This is a genomic window from Epilithonimonas hungarica (assembly GCF_900102265.1).
GTDB classification, from domain to species: Bacteria; Bacteroidota; Bacteroidia; order Flavobacteriales; family Weeksellaceae; genus Epilithonimonas; species Epilithonimonas hungarica.
The window spans coordinates 132,867-149,621 of record NZ_FNBH01000003.1 but is presented as its reverse complement, the minus strand read 5'-3'; the positions used below and the strand labels follow the sequence as shown (position 1 = coordinate 149,621).

At 35.7% G+C, this 16,755-nt stretch carries 19 protein-coding genes; 3 read left to right on the top strand and 16 right to left on the bottom strand.

Translation table 11 applies throughout. From position 1 onward, the window contains the following. Window position 1 precedes the first annotated feature (1 nt). Window positions 2-838 (bottom strand): 1,4-dihydroxy-2-naphthoyl-CoA synthase, encoded by an 837-nt coding sequence (locus BLT30_RS12485; RefSeq protein WP_089873884.1) that lies wholly within the window; start codon window positions 836-838, stop codon window positions 2-4. A 372-nt stretch (window positions 839-1,210) separates the two neighbouring features. Beyond that, entirely contained in the window at window positions 1,211-1,702 is a 492-nt protein-coding gene (locus tag BLT30_RS12480; protein WP_089873883.1) for a DUF4920 domain-containing protein, read from the bottom strand. Between the two features lie 186 nt (window positions 1,703-1,888). On the opposite strand from BLT30_RS12480, the gene BLT30_RS12475 reads away from it, so the two are divergent. Then, window positions 1,889-2,704, top strand: a complete 816-nt coding sequence (locus BLT30_RS12475) for a head GIN domain-containing protein (RefSeq protein WP_089873882.1) — start codon at window positions 1,889-1,891, stop codon at window positions 2,702-2,704. A 76-nt stretch (window positions 2,705-2,780) separates the two neighbouring features. Here the strand turns inward: BLT30_RS12475 and BLT30_RS12470 are convergent, their stop codons facing one another. The 4 genes from BLT30_RS12470 to parS are packed head-to-tail and all read right to left on the bottom strand — an operon-like array spanning window position 2,781 to window position 5,585. Continuing rightward, window positions 2,781-3,557 (bottom strand): zinc ribbon domain-containing protein, encoded by a 777-nt coding sequence (locus tag BLT30_RS12470; protein WP_074234111.1) that lies wholly within the window; start codon window positions 3,555-3,557, stop codon window positions 2,781-2,783. A gap of 2 nt (window positions 3,558-3,559) precedes the next feature. Beyond that, entirely contained in the window at window positions 3,560-4,657 is a 1,098-nt protein-coding gene (locus tag BLT30_RS12465) for a Nif3-like dinuclear metal center hexameric protein (RefSeq protein ID WP_089873881.1), read from the bottom strand. Between the two features lie 10 nt (window positions 4,658-4,667). Continuing rightward, on the bottom strand, window positions 4,668-5,120 hold the full coding sequence (locus BLT30_RS12460) for an RES family NAD+ phosphorylase (RefSeq protein WP_089873880.1): 453 nt from the start codon (window positions 5,118-5,120) through the stop codon (window positions 4,668-4,670). A gap of 6 nt (window positions 5,121-5,126) precedes the next feature. After that, entirely contained in the window at window positions 5,127-5,585 is a 459-nt protein-coding gene (parS, locus tag BLT30_RS12455; RefSeq protein ID WP_221405583.1) for a type II RES/Xre toxin-antitoxin system antitoxin, read from the bottom strand. Between the two features lie 122 nt (window positions 5,586-5,707). On the opposite strand from parS, the gene BLT30_RS12450 reads away from it, so the two are divergent. Next, window positions 5,708-6,535, top strand: coding sequence for an ion transporter (locus BLT30_RS12450; protein ID WP_089873879.1), 828 nt, complete (start codon window positions 5,708-5,710; stop codon window positions 6,533-6,535). Between the two features lie 104 nt (window positions 6,536-6,639). Continuing rightward, complete coding sequence (locus tag BLT30_RS12445) at window positions 6,640-7,437, top strand: alpha/beta hydrolase family protein (protein ID WP_089873878.1); 798 nt, start codon at window positions 6,640-6,642, stop codon at window positions 7,435-7,437. On the opposite strand, the gene BLT30_RS12440 is transcribed toward BLT30_RS12445, so the two are convergent. The 10 genes from BLT30_RS12440 to BLT30_RS12395 form a co-directional block, all read right to left on the bottom strand. Further along, the gene (locus tag BLT30_RS12440; protein WP_089873877.1) at window positions 7,409-8,212 is read right to left on the bottom strand and encodes a patatin-like phospholipase family protein; all 804 of its coding nucleotides are present in this window, start codon (window positions 8,210-8,212) and stop codon (window positions 7,409-7,411) included. The genes BLT30_RS12445 and BLT30_RS12440 overlap by 29 nt on opposite strands. Window positions 8,213-8,278: 66 nt before the next feature. Further along, on the bottom strand, window positions 8,279-9,670 hold the full coding sequence (lpdA, locus tag BLT30_RS12435) for a dihydrolipoyl dehydrogenase (RefSeq protein WP_089873876.1): 1,392 nt from the start codon (window positions 9,668-9,670) through the stop codon (window positions 8,279-8,281). Between the two features lie 86 nt (window positions 9,671-9,756). Then, a complete protein-coding gene (locus tag BLT30_RS12430) occupies window positions 9,757-11,907 on the bottom strand; it encodes a VWA domain-containing protein (protein ID WP_089873875.1) in 2,151 nt (716 codons plus the stop codon). An 11-nt stretch (window positions 11,908-11,918) separates the two neighbouring features. Next, window positions 11,919-12,443: an RNA polymerase sigma factor gene (locus tag BLT30_RS12425; RefSeq protein WP_089873874.1), complete on the bottom strand. Its 525-nt coding sequence runs from the start codon at window positions 12,441-12,443 to the stop codon at window positions 11,919-11,921. A gap of 174 nt (window positions 12,444-12,617) precedes the next feature. Continuing rightward, a complete protein-coding gene (locus BLT30_RS12420; protein ID WP_027382114.1) occupies window positions 12,618-13,229 on the bottom strand; it encodes an inorganic pyrophosphatase in 612 nt (203 codons plus the stop codon). Window positions 13,230-13,237: 8 nt separating this feature from the next. Continuing rightward, window positions 13,238-13,747 carry a DUF7935 family protein gene (locus tag BLT30_RS12415; protein ID WP_089873873.1) on the bottom strand — a complete coding sequence of 170 codons (510 nt, stop codon included), beginning with the start codon at window positions 13,745-13,747 and terminating at the stop codon, window positions 13,238-13,240. A 50-nt stretch (window positions 13,748-13,797) separates the two neighbouring features. Beyond that, complete coding sequence (locus tag BLT30_RS12410; protein WP_089873872.1) at window positions 13,798-14,703, bottom strand: hypothetical protein; 906 nt, start codon at window positions 14,701-14,703, stop codon at window positions 13,798-13,800. Continuing rightward, entirely contained in the window at window positions 14,703-15,380 is a 678-nt protein-coding gene (radC, locus tag BLT30_RS12405) for a RadC family protein (protein ID WP_089873871.1), read from the bottom strand. The genes BLT30_RS12410 and radC overlap by 1 nt, the downstream gene beginning before the upstream one ends. Continuing rightward, window positions 15,380-15,862 (bottom strand): murein L,D-transpeptidase catalytic domain-containing protein, encoded by a 483-nt coding sequence (locus BLT30_RS12400; RefSeq protein ID WP_245707177.1) that lies wholly within the window; start codon window positions 15,860-15,862, stop codon window positions 15,380-15,382. Before BLT30_RS12400 ends, radC begins: the two co-directional genes overlap by 1 nt. Window positions 15,863-16,048: 186 nt before the next feature. Further along, window positions 16,049-16,717: an ABC transporter ATP-binding protein gene (locus BLT30_RS12395; RefSeq protein ID WP_089873869.1), complete on the bottom strand. Its 669-nt coding sequence runs from the start codon at window positions 16,715-16,717 to the stop codon at window positions 16,049-16,051. Window positions 16,718-16,755: the final 38 nt, after the last annotated feature.

Below are 16,755 nucleotides of genomic sequence, written 5' to 3'. Positions count from 1 at the left end.
TTTAGGAAATCCATTGGTCATCACCAAAGTTCGGCTTACGCTTCTCCAGGAATGCATTTCTGCCTTCTTTTGCTTCTTCTGTCATATAAGCCAAACGGGTTGCTTCGCCCGCAAATATCTGTTGCCCAACCATTCCGTCGTCTGTCAAATTCATTGCGAATTTTAGCATTCTGATGGAAGTTGGAGATTTTGCAAGGATTTCCTGAGCCCATTCGTAGGCTGTGTCTTCTAATTCAGCGTGAGGAATTACGGCATTTACCATTCCCATATCAGCCGCTTCCTGAGCCGAATAATTTCTACCTAAAAAGAAAATTTCTCTGGCTTTTTTCTGACCAACCATTTTCGCCAAATAAGCAGAACCATATCCACCGTCAAAACTTGTAACGTCCGCATCGGTTTGTTTGAAGATAGCGTGTTCTTCACTTGCCAAAGTCAAATCGCAAACCACGTGAAGCGAATGTCCTCCTCCAACTGCCCAACCATTTACCACAGCAATCACAGCTTTTGGCATAAAACGAATCAAACGCTGAACTTCCAAGATATTAAGACGATGTCTCCCGTCTTCGCCAACATAGCCCTGATGGCCACGCGCTTTCTGGTCGCCTCCACTACAGAAAGCGTGTCCGCCGTCTTTTGGACTTGGTCCTTCTCCTGTCAACAGCACAACACCGATTGAAGAATCTTCATAAGCATCATAAAAAGCATCGTAAAGTTCTGAGGTTGTTTTTGGTCGGAAAGCATTTCTGACTTCTGGTCTGTTGATAGCGATTCTTGCTACGCCATTTGATTTTTTATAAGTAATATCTTCGTATTCTTTGACGATTTTCCAGTCTGCCATTTTTTGAAAATTTAGGGTGTAAATATAAGCAGAATTGACGGGGTTTCAAAAGAATTATGTTGTAGTTTGACAAATGCTAGAGCTTCTTTTTTGAAGAAATTTTCTAACTGTGACAAATCGTGATTCTTGCGCCACCGCGTAAGGGATAGAAACGGTTATCCTTTTGTTTTTTTGGGATTCGGGTTCTATCAGAAAGACAAATGTTTATAAAAAAACAAAAGATATGAGTGGATAGCCCGACCCGCTTGTTTTGTTTGCCTTGGATAAAATTTCTTTTGCAGACCGAGCGTGAAAAGCAAACGAAACAAAGGGATACGCCCCAATAAAAAAGCTCCGGAAAATCCAGAGCTTATAAATTATATTGTAATGAAATTATTCTACAACTTTGATTGCGCTTGCCAAAAATCTTGTCTCAGTTTTTGGTTCTTTAATCGCATCGATTTCTGCCTGAGATTTTTTAGCGTCTTCTGCGTAATGTTGCAATTCTTTTACAGAAGTGGTTTTGCTCTCCGCACTGCCTTCCAAAACAACCGTTTTGCCTTCCAAAGCTGTTGGAACAAAGAATGCATAATCTTTCATCTTAACGAAGAAAGTATCACCGGAATCTGTCGCCAGACTTACCCAGCATCCTTTTTTAGGACAAACGCCAGTCACTTTTCCTTTCACAGAAGTTTTAGCAATTTTAGGTGTTGATTTCAATTCTTTGTTAAGCTCATCCGGAGAAATAGCTTTTTTAATTGCTTTCGCGGAAACGTCCTGACCGTAGAATTCTCCAACTTTAGCATCGCCAGCTGGCGGACCAGATTGTGCGAATGCAGAAACAGACAGTCCAATCAAAACGAATGCGAATAATATATTTTTCATATGAGGTTATTTATTAATTTTAATGTCATATGGAATCTAAACGATTTCATAATTTAATATTTATTTTTTATGATGTAAATTTAGAAAATTAAATTAATTGCAAAAAAATAATTTTTTGATGTAACGAAACAGACTTTCCAATTGTCTTACCTATATTAAAACAAGAAACTATAAAAAATCATTCTTATGAAAATAAAACTTTTATCCCTAGTTCTTTTGGCATCGGTTACCAATTTTTCTTGCATACAAACCAAAAACGGTTCAAATGATGTGATGTTTTCTCACCTATTATCAGATTCCGGAAAAGGCGATGTGATTGAAAAATCTTATTCGGTTGACTTTGACGAATTGCAAATTTCGACTTCTCTGAGCGCAGAAGTTTATAAATCCAGTGAAGAAAAAATTGTTGTTTACGCACCTTCTGACCTGATGCAATACGTGGTTGTAAAACAGGAAGGAAGAAAAGTTCAGGTGAAAATCCAATCTGAAGGAAAACTGAACATATCAACTGACAGAATTAAAATTAAAGTTTATGCTAGAGACTTTGACAGATTAGCGGCAAATTCCAGCGCAAGTATTGTTTTGAAAGATGATTTCAAATTCTCTGACCTTGATGTGAAAGTTTCCAGCTCAGGAAATATCAAAGGGAATATCAATGGAGATAATGTGAATATCCAGGCTTCCAGCAGTGGGGATTTCAACGGAGATGTCGTTGCAAAAAGCCTTAATATGCAATCTTCTTCATCTGGCGGAATCAACATCAAAGGAAAAGCAGACAATGTGAATGCGCAAGCTTCTTCTTCGGGAGACATCAAAGCTGAAGATCTGACTGCAGACAGTGCGGTTCTCACGACTTCTTCTTCGGCCGATATTACGATTGGTGTTCGTCAAAGCCTGACAGCTAGCGCATCTTCCAGCGGAGATATCAACGTCGTGAAAAGAGGCGATCTGAATAAAGTGACCAAAAACGAAAGCAGTTCCGGTTCTGTTAATATCCGGTAATTATATATTATTTTCTCAAACTGAAAAGAGACCTGAAATTCAGGTCTCTTTTGTATTTATTGAAATCAAATTCCGATTAGAACTTGATGATATCTTCCATTTTGGCATTTTCTTCATTTACCAACTCGTCATCTACCAAGATCTTTCCAGAGTGCTCATCAATAATGATTTTCTTTCTCTGAGCGATTTCCATTTGTTTCTGTGGCGGAATTGTGAAGAAAGAACCTTTTGGTGCTCCTCTTTCCAACCCTACAACTGCAAGACCAGTGGATGAACCTTGACGGATTCTTTGATAAGAAGCTAACAATCTGTCATCGATTTTCTCAGCAAATTCTTTAGATTTTTCCAATAGGTAATCTTCTTCTTTTTGAGTTTCTGAAACCAAATTATCCAACTCATTCTTCTTGTGGGTCAAGTGGTTTTTCAGTTCATCGATTTTAGCGTTCAAATCAGCCAAAGTTTCTTTTTTGTGATCGATTTTTCCACCGAATTCTCTGATTCTTTTTTCAGCTAACTGAATTTCCAATTCCTGATATTCTACCTCTTTTGACAAAGCTTCGAATTCTTTGTTATTTCTAACGTTATCTTGCTGCGTTTTATATTTATCAATAAGAGTTTGAGCTTGTTTCATCAAATCTTTTTTGCTGTTGATCTCAGCATTTTGCTCAGCAATTTCAGATTCGAATTTTTGGGCTCTTTTTTCAAGACCTTCAATTTCTATCTCAAGGTCTTCTACTTCAATCGGCAACTCGCCTCTTGTATTGCGGATCTCATCCAAACGGGAATCGATGATTTGCAAATCGTAAAGAGCTCTTAATTTTTCTTCAACAGAAATTTCGTTTACTTTAGCCATATCTATATAAAATAATTAACAGGATTTGTTTTTATTGTCGTTTTAGCGATTGCAAATGTAGTGAATTTTTCGGACAAAATTTCAAATAATTGTTGAGTTACAAATTGTTCTGACTCGAAATGTCCAATATCGCAAATCAGCATTTTATCTTCGCCTGAAAAGAAATCGTGATATTTCACATCGCCAGTCAAATAAGCATCACATTTAGCAGATATTGCAGACTTGATCCCACTTGCTCCGCTTCCTCCCAAAACACCTACTCTTTTGATTTTTTTCTGAGTTAAAGAATTGTGCCTGATGACATTAAGATTGAATTTTTCTTTTACGGATTTCAGAAAATCAGCCACATCCATTTCTCTTTCCAAATCTCCGAATCTTCCCAAGCCAGTATATTGATTTTCATTTTCGAGAGAAATCAATTGATAAGCGACTTCTTCATAAGGATGATTTTGTTTCATCGCAAAGAGAATCTGATGTTTTTTATAATCTTCAAATATCACAGAAAGTAGAACTTCATTCGCATTTTCTCTTTCATTCTGAGTTCCGGTTACTGGATTTGAGCCTTCCAAAGGTCTAAAAGTCCCGTTTCCACTAATAGAGAAACTGCATTCGTCATAGAAACCAATATTTCCTGCTCCCGCTTCAAAAAGTGCATCTTTTAATTTTTCAGCCGAATCAACGGGTACGTAAATTTCCAACTTTTTCAATTGATTTTGTTTTGGCATGAGGATCTTTTGATTCTTCAAATCAAGGGCTTCACAGATTTTATAATTAACACCAAAATAATCATTGTCAAACGCCGTATGAATTGCATAAATGGCGATTTTATTCTCCAAAGCTTTCAGAACTGCTCTCTCAACATAATTCTTTCCTGTAATCGATTTTAACCCGGAAAAAATGATTGGATGAAAACAAAGAATCACATTGAAATTCTTTTCAATTGCTTCATCAACTACAGATTCCAAAGCATCGTGAGCAATCAGAATGCCTGAAATCTCTCTTTCTTGATTTCCACAAAGCAGACCAACATTATCAAAATCCTCCGCTTGTCTTGCCGGAATTATTTTTTCAAATTCATTTATAAATTCTTTGATTTTCATATTCGATATTTTATCTGATAAACAATCGGTCATCAAAAGTAAACTTTTCTATTTTTTTAACTTTGATTTCGGAGGAACCAATATTTCTGGGATTAATGACATAATTGAATTCTCCTTGTACTGCTGCGGAGGGAACTTTCATTATAAGAAACTTATTCTCTTTAAGGAACTTATCTCCAATTTTCTGGGTGCTGTCCGGATGTGGAAAAGTATTCCAGTCTTTCGGCAATCGTTTCGGTTCAAAGAGATCCACATCCGGAATCTCTATATGCACAAGGCAATAATCTCGTGGTAAAATCCCCAGAGGAATATGAACAGCGATCTCCGTCACACACAAAGCAATAGATTGTGCTGTGTATAATGCAGCGTTTCCTTTGCTATTCCATCGTCCGCCAGCAATCTCTGCTCCTTTTCCCGAGAGGTCGCTGGCATAGATTTCTTTTGAAAGTCTGTAAACAATCATCCAAAGTTATGCTAAAACGCCATGTTCTATACGAGTCAACTCATCCATAAGAAGCGATATCCCAAAAACACTACCCAGTAAATCCTGTGGTTTTGTTTTTCCAAGAGCAACATTCTCTGACTGAAGCCATATCAGGAAATTATCGGAAGAACCAAAAACCTCCTCCCCTCTTTTGTAAAGCATTTCTATTTGTAAAATCTTTTCTGATTGTAATACATCAAAAGATTTGTCTTCTTTTTGATAACGGGACAATGTCTTTCCGGAAATATGTAAAAAATCTGCCCAATCCTGCATCGTAAATGGGAACTTTTTCGAAAGACCATCAAATATTTTAAAAGAAATACCTTTTTGAGCGATGTCTATCAAACCAAAAACACCAACATCATCAAAATTTTGATAACCATAAGCCATTACAGGCTCCTTAACAGCAATGACAGAAGGCTCTGGAGTTTTATATTTTTTCATTTTGCAATTTTCTTTTCACAAATATACGACTTTTGTCTTAATAAAAAAGACTTTTGTCTATTTTATTGTTATAAAATTGTTAGATGGTTTATTTTTGCTATTTTCATTTATTATTTCATGTTATGAGAATAAAACCAGAATTCGACCTCATTCCTGAAGAAGGTTGGAGAAAGAAGATTTACGAAATTGTTTATTTGTCCCACACAAAGGCAGGCAAGATCTTTGATATCAGTTTGCTTATTTTGATTTTGTTCAGCACCATTTTATTAATGGTAGAAACAATTCCTATTATAAGGCTTCAATATTATAAAGAATTCTATTACGCAGAGTTTTTCATTACATTAATATTTACAATAGAATATATTTTGAGAATCATTTGCATAAAAGACCGGGAAGAATATATTTTTAGTCCGTTAGGAATCATTGACTTTCTTTCCATAATCCCATTTTATATTAGTTTATTTTTTCCAATCTGGCATTTTGTCGCTATTATCAGAATGTTAAGAATACTTAGGATCTTCCGGATATTCAACCTTGCAGATTATATGCACGACGGCAGATTTATTGTTTCAGCATTGAAGCATAGCTCTAGAAAGATCTATATATTTCTTTTGTTTATGATTATTTTCATTGTCATAATCGGTTCATTGATGTACGTTGTAGAGGGAGGAAAAAATGGCTTTAGCAGTATCCCGCAAAGCGTGTATTGGGCTGTTGTTACTATCACTACTGTTGGTTATGGTGATATTTCTCCAGGTACGCCTGTTGGTAAAATCCTCTCAATAATCGTTATGCTCTGTGGATATAGCATCATTGCGGTCCCGACCGGGATCGTGACATCGGAATTTAGGAAGCAGAAAAAAAATAATTTTCAGTGTCAAAGATGCGGAAATCAAGACAATGATGAGGATGCAAGATATTGTAAAACATGTGGAGAAAAAATAATTTAAAATAATTTAATTTTACTTTACAAATAATTAAAAATAAACAATTACATTTGAATAATATAAAATAATATTTGAAAATAGTCAGATAACAATTTAATTACGTCCCGATGAAAGGTTTTAATTTCATACTTTGGATCCTACTTATAAATTGTTTGTGTGGTTGCTCATCGACCGCATCAGTTTCTGTCAATCATTCTTCTGAAATCCTTAATGTAAAACATCATACTTACAAAACCATAAATTTTCCAACTTCCGATGAGTTGACGGTTTATGCTGACTATTATTCAGGCAATGGAAAGCGAAGCCCATTGATCATCCTTTATCATCAGGCAGGTTTCAGCAGAGGAGCTTTTAGGAATATCGCTCCCAGGTTGGTCGAGCTAGGTTTCAATGTTTTAGCTGTCGACCTTAGATCCGGGGATATGGTAAATCATGTTATTAATCTTACCCAAAAGGAGGCTTTGAAAAAAGGAAAATCTACCGCATTTACAGATGTCATCCCTGATCTGGAAGCAACTTACTACTATGCTAAAAACAAATTAAAAGCAAAGAAAATAATCTATTGGGGTAGCTCTTATTCGGCATCGTTAGGGTTTTACATGGCTGCAAAACACCCATCAGATTACAAGGCCCTTATCGCTTACTCTCCTGGGGAATATTTCAAAATTGAAAATAAGAGCATTTCTACTTTTGCAAAAGATGTCAAAATCCCGGTTTATATCTCTTCTGCAAGAAACGAAGAATCCAATTGGAGACCCATATACAATGCATTAGAAACAAAAAAAGATTTCTACCTTCCTTCAAAAACTGCTGGGCACCACGGTACATTTACACTTTCTTCCTTTTATGACGATGCTGAAGAGAATTGGCAAACCATCATTCCTTTTTTGAAAAAATTGAAATAAAATCTTCTTCATTCTCGGAGAAAGTCCGTTTTGCTTCTTCATAACCGATTTGGAAAATTTCTTCTAACCTTTGTGGTTTTCTTTCAAAAGTTCCATATTTTGAAAGTTTTTTGGATGTGATGAACCAATCGCAAAACGCAAATTTATATATCTCTGTTCTGTGAGACAACAGTTCATAGGCACGGGTTGTAACAGAACGGATACTTCTGAGATCATTCAGTTCCACATCCTGCGGCGGTGTAACATAAACGCCAATCATCTTATCACATTCGTTATGAATGACATCCGCAGGAAAATTGTTCAAAACCCCTCCGTCACTGTACATTTCTTTGCCTATAAAATATGGTGTGGAAATCCCCGGAATGCAAGACGAGGCAATGATAGCGTCAACCACTTTATAATTTTTCTCAAAAACTTTTTGCTGTCCTGTAATAAGTTCCGTAGCAACAATTCTGACGTCTTTACTCAAATCCCCTATAGTCATTTCCTCAAAAATGGGATTGAGGTAGGTTGAAAAAATTGCTGAGGAAACCAAACCTGGTTGGTTGAATGTAAAATGTTTCCAATTGAAAAAGTAAACCGACTGAAAAAAATCTAAAATCTCTTCTGGTGATTTTCCAAAAGCATAAAGAGAACCTACGATGGAACCAGCACTACAACAAGAAAGAATATCAGGTTCAATATTTTTCTCTTTAAGAAACTTCAAAACCCCGGCGTGAGCCAACCCACGTGTTCCGCCTCCTGAAAGTACCAATCCTATCTTTGAATTTCCCATTGAGTAAAATTAAAAAAACCGTAGAAAATTCTACGGTTTTTATATATGAATATTATGTTATTCTTATTAGATATGGATCACCTCTCCATAAGCAGCAGCAGCAGCCTCCATAATAGATTCTGACAATGTCGGGTGTGGATGGATTGATTTGATGATATCATGACCAGTTGTCTCTAATCTTCTTGCTACAACTGCTTCTGCAATCATATCCGTTACGCCGTCACCAACCATATGGCAACCAAGCCACTCACCATATTTAGCATCGAAGATCACTTTGATGAATCCGTCAACATCACCATTAGCCGTAGCTTTTCCAGATGCTGAAAAAGGGAATTTGCCAACTTTGATCTCGTAACCTTTTTCTTTGGCCTGCTTTTCTGTCAAACCAACAGAAGCAATTTCCGGATGGCAATAGGTACAACCTGGGATATTTGCGTAATCAATCGCTTCAACATGAAGACCTTTGATCTTCTCAACACAAGTAATTCCTTCTGCAGAAGCCACGTGAGCCAAAGCCTGAGTTGGGATGATATCTCCAATTGCGTAATATCCAGGAACAGAAGTCTGATACCATTCATTAACCAAAACTTTTCCTTTTTCAGTTTTGATTCCAACTGCTTCCAGCCCGATTCCTTCTATGTTTGCAGCAATTCCGACAGCGGAAAGAAGAATATCAGCTTCAAGCATGATCTCTCCAGTTGCAGTTTTCACTTTTGCCTTCACACCATTTCCTGAAGTATCAACAGATTCCACAGAAGCGTTGGTCATTATTTCGATACCTGCTTTTTTCAGAGACTTCTCAACATGTTTTGAAACTTCCTCATCCTCCAAAGGAACAATGTTTGGTAAAAACTCCACCACAGTAACTTTGGTTCCCATGGAATTATAAAAATCAGCAAACTCAATTCCGATAGCACCAGAACCTACAACAATCATAGATTTTGGCTGTTCAGGAAGAGACAATGCCTGTCTGTATCCGATCACTTTTTTACCATCCTGAGGAAGGTTTGGCAGTTCTCTTGAACGAGCCCCGGTGGCAATGATGATATTAGTTCCGGAATATTCTGTTGATTTTCCTTCCGCATCTACAACAGTTACTTTTTTACCAGCTTTCACAGTGGCAGTCCCCATAATGACATCGATTTTGTTTTTCTTCATCAAGAAAGAAATTCCACCGCTCATTTTAGAAGCTACACCTCTACTTCTTTGGATAACTTTAGTAAAGTCAAATCCTGGATTTTCCACTTTATTAAGACCATAATCCTCAGCGTGTTTCAAATAATTGAAAACGTGAGCAGATTTCAATAATGCTTTTGTAGGGATACAACCCCAGTTAAGGCAGATCCCTCCAAGATTTTCTTTTTCGATGATGGCTGTTTTGAAACCCAATTGAGCAGCTCTGATTGCAGTCACATAACCGCCAGGTCCACTTCCAATAACAATAATATCGTAGTTCATTGTGATTAAAAAATTTTAGCGAATTTACGGAAAATTATTGAAAGCATAATATGACAAAAAGCAACTCTTGGAGTTGCTTTTGTAATTTAGTTTTTTATCAATTTGAATGTTTCTGATTCTGTTCCATATTTCAATCGTACAAGATAAACACTTTGAGGATACTCTGAAATATCAAATGAATTAGAGCCTTTGCCCAAATTATTTTTCCTTAATAATATCTTGCCTGTATAATCATATAGAACAAATTCTTCGATATCTCGATTTGCATCAATTTTGAAAACACCTTTTGTCGGATTCGGATAGATTTTGGTCGAAAAACCCTTCTTATCCAAACTTTCTATCTCCAATTTTTTATTGATATACTCTTTCGTAACACCATTTTTACAATCAGGAACTGTTGAGCGTTGAAGAATTAATCTCAACAACAGATCATTCAATTTTTCAACCTCATATTCACTCGCCGTTGGCTTGATATGATTGTTGCCAATTCCGCTGTCATTGGTTAAAAATGTATAAGTTCCGTTCGTAAGCAGGGCGAATGTACGCATCAGATATTCCGTTTGTTTATCCGTATCACTTGCGGCAATTGGGATGATCGTGATTCCTTTTTCGGAAGCTGACTTAATTTTTTGATGGAGTTTTTCAATGTTCCCATCCGACAAGTGTGGCGGAGCATCCAGAAGAAGGAACATTATTTTTGTTGAATTTTCGTTGCTCCAATCCAATCGATCAATTGATGATTCCATAGCTTCCACGACTGCTTCCGGTGTGTCTCCTCCTCCATCTGCATCTTGTTTTTTAATGAAATTGATCAAGTTTTCTGCATTATTAGAAAAATCAAATTTCCTGGTCACATACTCATCACCGTTATCACGATAAAAAACAGAGCCATATCTTACATTGGTATTCTTCAGATTAGATTCAACTTTTTCCAAAACATCCAGTAATTCTGACTTCAGATAATTGATTTCGTCGCCCATAGAACCCGTTGCATCGACCACAAAAACCAAATCCAAAGGTCTTTTTCCTATGCAACTTTCATTGATCTTGATCAAATTCTGACCGGTTCGGAATTCTTTTGGATTATTTGACAAAATATTTCCGTCTTCATCAATAATAGAATATTGTTGTGAATTTAATTTTTGATCTATTAATGAAGAAATCCACAATTCTGCATTTCCACGATTATCTGTCACGCTTTCCCAAACCACTTCTTTTTTATCATCGATTAATTTTAATTTCTTTCCGATAATTGGATTGTTATCAAAATTGGTTAATTGTACAGAAACTCTTCTATCTGGGAAAAATTTCCAGGTATTTTTATATTGGTCAAGAATTGGGACTGCAATATCCTGCCAATAATCCCATTTGGAAAAATCATTGACTTCGCCTGCGGTTAGTTTTCCTGCTTCAGGTAATTCTTTTTCGATTTCAGTGATTGGAACTTTGTTTTGTGATTTTTTGAATAGTTTTTGCCAAAAAGTTTTTTTGTAACCTACTACAACTACTTCTTCAATATCTTTATTATAACTTTTTGAAGAACTTCCTGAAGTTCTGACACCATGCGAAATTGCAAGGCCGGCAGCTTTTCCTTCTAATGCCGAACTAACTTCTGAAAAATAAGCCGATTTAGCTTTTACAGTTTCGACTTTTCTTTCATCATAAGCATAATTCTCAGCAATTCCGGAAGACGTTTCCAATTTCTTCGAAATTGGTGGTGGCGGAGTTTCTGAATCTTTCTTTTTAATATATTTTTCGTCAAAAATAGCGACCGATTGTTTCTGCATAAAAATCTCATCATTTCTCTTTTTTTGAACTTCCAAGTCTATTTTATCTTTCTTAGAATCAACTTCGTGATAAGCAATAATCTCTTTTTCCTCAGCTGGTTTAATTGGATTTTTTACCAAATTCTCTTCAAATGTTTTATTGATTTCTTCAACTTTCTTAGGGATTTCTGATTGGTTTGGATTGATTGGTTTCCCATAATTTTTTGATGCAATTTGAGGTTCTATTTTAGCTTTATCGTCATTCATAAAATATAAAATACCAAATGTCAAAGCCAATCCTGCAGCAATTCCGTAAGGCAACCAAATCGGGATGATTCTTTTCTTTTGTTCTTTTTTATCTAATTTCTCTTCAACTTTTTCCCAAACTTTTTCAAAAGCAGGAAATGTTGGATTTTCTTCTGCAGATTTCCCAGCATCGTTGAACATTTTATCGATATCTTGATTTTCCATTTTTTTAAACTTTAAGAATTAATCGTTTGAAGCTTCACTAGTTCCTGCAATTTTTTGCGGGCAAAATTCACTTGGGATTTGGAAGTCCCTTCCGAGATGGAAAGCATCTGAGCAATTTCTTTGTGAGGGTAACCTTCCATTGCAAACAGATTGAAAATCGTGCGACAGCCTTCCGGAAGGAAATTAAGAAGAGACAAAATCCCTTTCTCCTCACCAGCGTTTTCCGGTTCAGGATCTGGTAGGTCCACAAAATTCTCTTCAATAGAAATTGAGAATGGCTGTTTCTTGCGAAGCTTTTGGAGACATTGATTCACGACAATCTTCTTTGCCCAGGCATCGAAAACCTGAAAATCTTTGAGTTGTTCCAGCTTTGTGAAAATAATGTAGAAAGAATCTGCCAAAACTTCTTCCGCATCTTCGTCGTTTTTCAGGTAACGTTTGCAGGTTGCGAAGAATCGTCCTGCATATTCTTCATAAAGTTTCCGCTGCGCATTGCGGTCTTTATTTCTGCATCTTATGTATATTTCGTATTCCATACATTGGCTTTTATAAGAAAAGATGCAATAGTTTAAAAAAGGTTGGAATTATTTTGAAAATTTATGAAAAAAACTTTGAAATAAAAAAAATCAAAATTCCAGATTCCATAGTTATTGTATCATAAAAAAATACCATCTTAAAAAGACGGTATTTTTTATTTATTTTTCAACAAATTACTTTGCGTAATTATCTGTATAATCTTTTTGTGAAGCTACGATTACTTTCTTAGCATGATCTGCGCCATAAACCAAATCGATTTTAACTTTTGCAGGCTCGGTCGGCAGGTTTTTATAACTTAAGAAATAGTGCAACAAACGATTGATCTCTGCTTTTGGTAACTCAGAAATATCTCTGATATGACCATAAACCTGGTCTTCTACCAAAACAGCAATGATCTTGTCATCTGCTTCTCCTTTGTCAATCATCTGGAAACCTCCGATTGGAATAGCTTCCATAAGAATATTACCGGAAGTGATATTATGCGAACTGAGAACACAGATATCCAACGGGTCATGATCACCTTCTGTAACATCTGTAGCACCGGTTGCCACCGCTAGATTTTTAACTTCTTCTTCGCAATACGTTCTCGGAACAAAACCGTACAATGCAGGAATAATGTTGGAGAACTTCTGCGGACGGTCTACTTTAAGATATCCGGTTTCTTTATCTACTTCATATTTTATAGTATCTGTAGGAACAATTTCTACAAAGACATTGACAACCTCTGGAGATTTTTCTCCAGCAGAAATCCCATGCCAAGGATGTGCTTTAAAATTAGGAATCATGTTTATTTTTATATTATTTTGTTAAGTTCTTTTCTAAGATTCTCGATCGTATCTGAGATATAATCTTCTGAGTTGACGTAACTCATTAAGAAAATAGTTTTGAAATCCTCTAACCTTGAGTTTTCGTTCAACTCTTCATAAGTCTTGTGAAGTAATTGAAGTACATTGCTCTTACTCGTCAGAATATCTTGCCAAGATGATCTGGAAATATATAATTGCTGAGAAGAATTGTATTCAAATTCCTCGGTGATATTCTTCTCAGTAAGGAAAACAAATTCGTGAGGCTGAAGGTCTTTATCAAATTTCATTACAAGGTTTGCTGGTTTCAGACGTTCCAAAAACAACGTCATTCTTTCCAAGGCCTGTAATTTTATTTCACTATTAGATTTGGTTGCCAGGAAATTGATTTCCTGTTTTTTAAGTCTGATGAAACTGTTCACAAATTGTTTTGCAAAAACCAAGAAAGGCAATGCGATGATAACTGCAACAGCGTAAGGTAAATAATCTGAATCAAACATATCTGAAATCGGTTTGCAAAACTAAGACTTTTTGAGCTAAAAAAGAATTTTTAATTAAGAAACAGTATTTTCTTAATGATCTGCTTCAACACTTCTTTTTTACTATTCTGAATACACGGATAAGGTCTTAGCTCCGGACGAAAACCACGGAAAAATTCTTCTACAGCAGGAATTTCGCTGCCTTCAAAATCGAAGATCTTGGTCTCTATATTTTCAGATATCACTTTATCTATCAAATAAGAAGATCCGCTCAACTTGACATATTCTCTTTCATTATAAGTGCCCAGCAATGCCAAAGAATACTTTTCCCTGTAAACGGCAATCATATTGATCAATTTTTGATGATAGAAAAAACCATAAAAATCCAACTTGTCATTTAAATAAAATTTTGAAAAAAGATTAATAAACTGCTCCATATCTTTTGTGTCAGCGCCTAAACCTGTGCTTCTTATGAATTCTTTAATAGATTGTAAATCAAAATTTTTAACAATTTCTGAATTATCCAAAACCTCCTGATCAAGTCTCAGTTTTCTTTTTCTTTTAGGAGAATATTTTTGTCTTACGGTTTCATACTTGTCAGGAAATATCAAAAAATTATTTCTTCTTTTCAGTGGTTTTGAAAAAGAATTGGCGTCGTTGTAAGTATAATATCTGATGACATAATTCTTAGTAAGATAATCGTGTAGCTTGTCATTGACATCTCGTAAATCGGTTTCAGAAAAAACACCCAATTGCTGGCAAAGTTTCGGATTGTGGACAATTTTCATCCCCATCTTTTTCACGAATGGGACAGGCATTACCGCTTCATAATCATTATAGATCAATAATTCCCAATTTTTATCTGTGCTAATGTCCAAAAAAAAACGTTCTGCATAGAATTTTTTCTGAACAGAATTTTCTATACATCGGTTATATTTATCAAAATCAATATCTTGATATTTAAGTCGCTTTATCATTATAAAATCCCTTCTTCTTTGAAACTGTAAAATTTGTTTTGCGTAATGATGATATGGTCGAGCAATTCTATTTCCAATAGTTTACCAGCTTCGTTTATTTTTTTTGTGATATTAATATCTTCTCGACTTGGTTTCAGACTTCCTGCTGGATGATTGTGGGCCACAATGATTCTTGTGGAAAAATGTTCCAAGGCCATTTTAAAAATCACCCTTACATCCGCCACAGAGCTGGCAATCCCACCTCGAAAAAGGCAGGTTTTGTACAAAATTTTGTTCTGATGATTCAGAAAAACTGCCCAAAATTCTTCTGTTGGCAGATCTGACAAATGTGGTTGTAAAACTTCGAAAACATCTTTGCTGTTGGAGATTTGTTGCCGCTCCAAAACTTCCTGCTGAGATCTTCTGTTCCCGATTTCCAGAGCTGTTGCTATAGAAATCGCTTTTGCTTCGCCTACTCCTTTGAATTTCATCAGATCTTTTATAGAAAGCTGACTGAGTCTATGCCAATTATTCTCTACTGAATTTAAAATTCTCCTTGCCAATTCCACAGCAGATTCTTCACGGTTTCCACTTCCCATGATGATGGCCAACAGTTCAGAATCCGAAACTGCGGCTTTTCCCTTCAACAGGAATTTTTCTCTTGGGCGGTCGTCTTCCGCAAGGGACTTGATACTCATCAGTTATAAGCGTAAAGAATTATTTTTTTATCCGACTTATCAATATGTTGCTCCAAAATCTTGAAGAAATTATCTGAAACCATTGGGCAACCCCAACTTAGACAGATTTCATTTTTTTGTTCCATATCTGGAACACAATCTAATCTGTGAAGAACGATTGCTCGTTTTCTAGCATTGTTATTGGTTTCATCCAACCCGTCCAATCTGTAAGACAAACCAAATTGACCTTTATATTTTTCTGAAATCGCATATTTCCCAAGGGATGAACACCGGGAATTATTTTGATTACTGAATTTTAGTCCTCCTTTTTGTTTTCCAGCTTCAGAACCAGACCCGTGCGCAACCAAAGCTTTTTGGATAACTTTTCCTGTTTTCAAATCGATGACAAAAAAACGGAATTGAGAAGACGGAATTGAAAAATCGATCAAAAAAGCTTTATCCTGATTATAATCTAAATCTTTTGTGAATGTTTTTAAATCCAATATTTTTTGAGAAAGATCATGTTCTGATTTTACAAAACCAAATGCCTGGTTTTCCTGAGATTTGACTTCGCAGGAAATTAAAAGAATTGAAAAAATAAAAAATAGAAATGGTTTCAAGAAAATATTAGTTTATGATTCAAAACGAATAATTATAAAAAATAATATGAATTTCAATTATTATTTTAGTTACAAAACGATCTGCCCATCTTTCATTACCAGTTTTCTGTCCGTGCTTTCTGCCAAGACAGAATTATGTGTGACAATCACAAATGTCTGCTGATATTTGTCTCTCAAATCAAAAAATAATTGATGAAGCGCATCTGCATTTTTAGAATCGAGGTTTCCTGTTGGTTCATCAGCAAAAATGATTTTTGGAGAATTGATCAGCGCTCTGGCAACCGCAACTCTTTGTGCTTCTCCTCCGGACAATTCTGAAGGTTTGTGATGCAATCGGCTTGCAATATTAAGGTCTTCAAATAACGAATGTGCCTTTTCAATCACTTCCTTTTCAGAGATCCCGCCTATCCTTGACGGTAACAAAACATTTTCCAAAGCTGTGAACTCTGGTAAAAGCTGATGATTTTGGAAAACGAAACCAATGTTTTTATTTCGGAATTTGGATAATTCCTTATCTTTCATTTTCAGATAAGAATTCCCATCCAAAGTTATTTCTGTCTTATATTTATCGATATCCGAAGGTTTGTCCAAAGTTCCCAAGATCTGAAGCAATGTCGATTTTCCAGCTCCGGATTCGCCAACGATAGAAACCACTTCGCTTGGTTTTATATGGATATCCACACCTTTCAGAACTTCCAGAGTTCCGTAGAATTTATGTATGTTTTTTGCTCGAATCATTTATTTAATGTGTTAATTTGAGAATTTGTTGATTCGAT

Excerpts from the sequence above, each read along its gene's own strand:
- BLT30_RS12445 (WP_089873878.1), top strand. The coding sequence starts at position 6,640 with ATGAAAGGTTTTAATTTCATACTTTGGATCCTACTTATAAATTGTTTG.
- BLT30_RS12430 (WP_089873875.1), bottom strand. The coding sequence starts at position 11,907 with ATGGAAAATCAAGATATCGATAAAATGTTCAACGATGCTGGGAAATCT.
- BLT30_RS12450 (WP_089873879.1), top strand. The coding sequence starts at position 5,708 with ATGAGAATAAAACCAGAATTCGACCTCATTCCTGAAGAAGGTTGGAGA.
- BLT30_RS12465 (WP_089873881.1), bottom strand. The coding sequence starts at position 4,657 with ATGAAAATCAAAGAATTTATAAATGAATTTGAAAAAATAATTCCGGCA.
- BLT30_RS12425 (WP_089873874.1), bottom strand. The coding sequence starts at position 12,443 with ATGGAATACGAAATATACATAAGATGCAGAAATAAAGACCGCAATGCG.
- BLT30_RS12395 (WP_089873869.1), bottom strand. The coding sequence starts at position 16,717 with ATGATTCGAGCAAAAAACATACATAAATTCTACGGAACTCTGGAAGTT.
- lpdA (WP_089873876.1), bottom strand. The coding sequence starts at position 9,670 with ATGAACTACGATATTATTGTTATTGGAAGTGGACCTGGCGGTTATGTG.
- BLT30_RS12460 (WP_089873880.1), bottom strand. The coding sequence starts at position 5,120 with ATGATTGTTTACAGACTTTCAAAAGAAATCTATGCCAGCGACCTCTCG.
- BLT30_RS12480 (WP_089873883.1), bottom strand. The coding sequence starts at position 1,702 with ATGAAAAATATATTATTCGCATTCGTTTTGATTGGACTGTCTGTTTCT.
- BLT30_RS12410 (WP_089873872.1), bottom strand. The coding sequence starts at position 14,703 with ATGATAAAGCGACTTAAATATCAAGATATTGATTTTGATAAATATAAC.
- BLT30_RS12440 (WP_089873877.1), bottom strand. The coding sequence starts at position 8,212 with ATGGGAAATTCAAAGATAGGATTGGTACTTTCAGGAGGCGGAACACGT.
- BLT30_RS12415 (WP_089873873.1), bottom strand. The coding sequence starts at position 13,747 with ATGTTTGATTCAGATTATTTACCTTACGCTGTTGCAGTTATCATCGCA.
- parS (WP_221405583.1), bottom strand. The coding sequence starts at position 5,585 with ATGAAAAAATATAAAACTCCAGAGCCTTCTGTCATTGCTGTTAAGGAG.
- BLT30_RS12485 (WP_089873884.1), bottom strand. The coding sequence starts at position 838 with ATGGCAGACTGGAAAATCGTCAAAGAATACGAAGATATTACTTATAAA.
- radC (WP_089873871.1), bottom strand. The coding sequence starts at position 15,380 with ATGAGTATCAAGTCCCTTGCGGAAGACGACCGCCCAAGAGAAAAATTC.
- BLT30_RS12475 (WP_089873882.1), top strand. The coding sequence starts at position 1,889 with ATGAAAATAAAACTTTTATCCCTAGTTCTTTTGGCATCGGTTACCAAT.
- BLT30_RS12420 (WP_027382114.1), bottom strand. The coding sequence starts at position 13,229 with ATGATTCCTAATTTTAAAGCACATCCTTGGCATGGGATTTCTGCTGGA.
- BLT30_RS12470 (WP_074234111.1), bottom strand. The coding sequence starts at position 3,557 with ATGGCTAAAGTAAACGAAATTTCTGTTGAAGAAAAATTAAGAGCTCTT.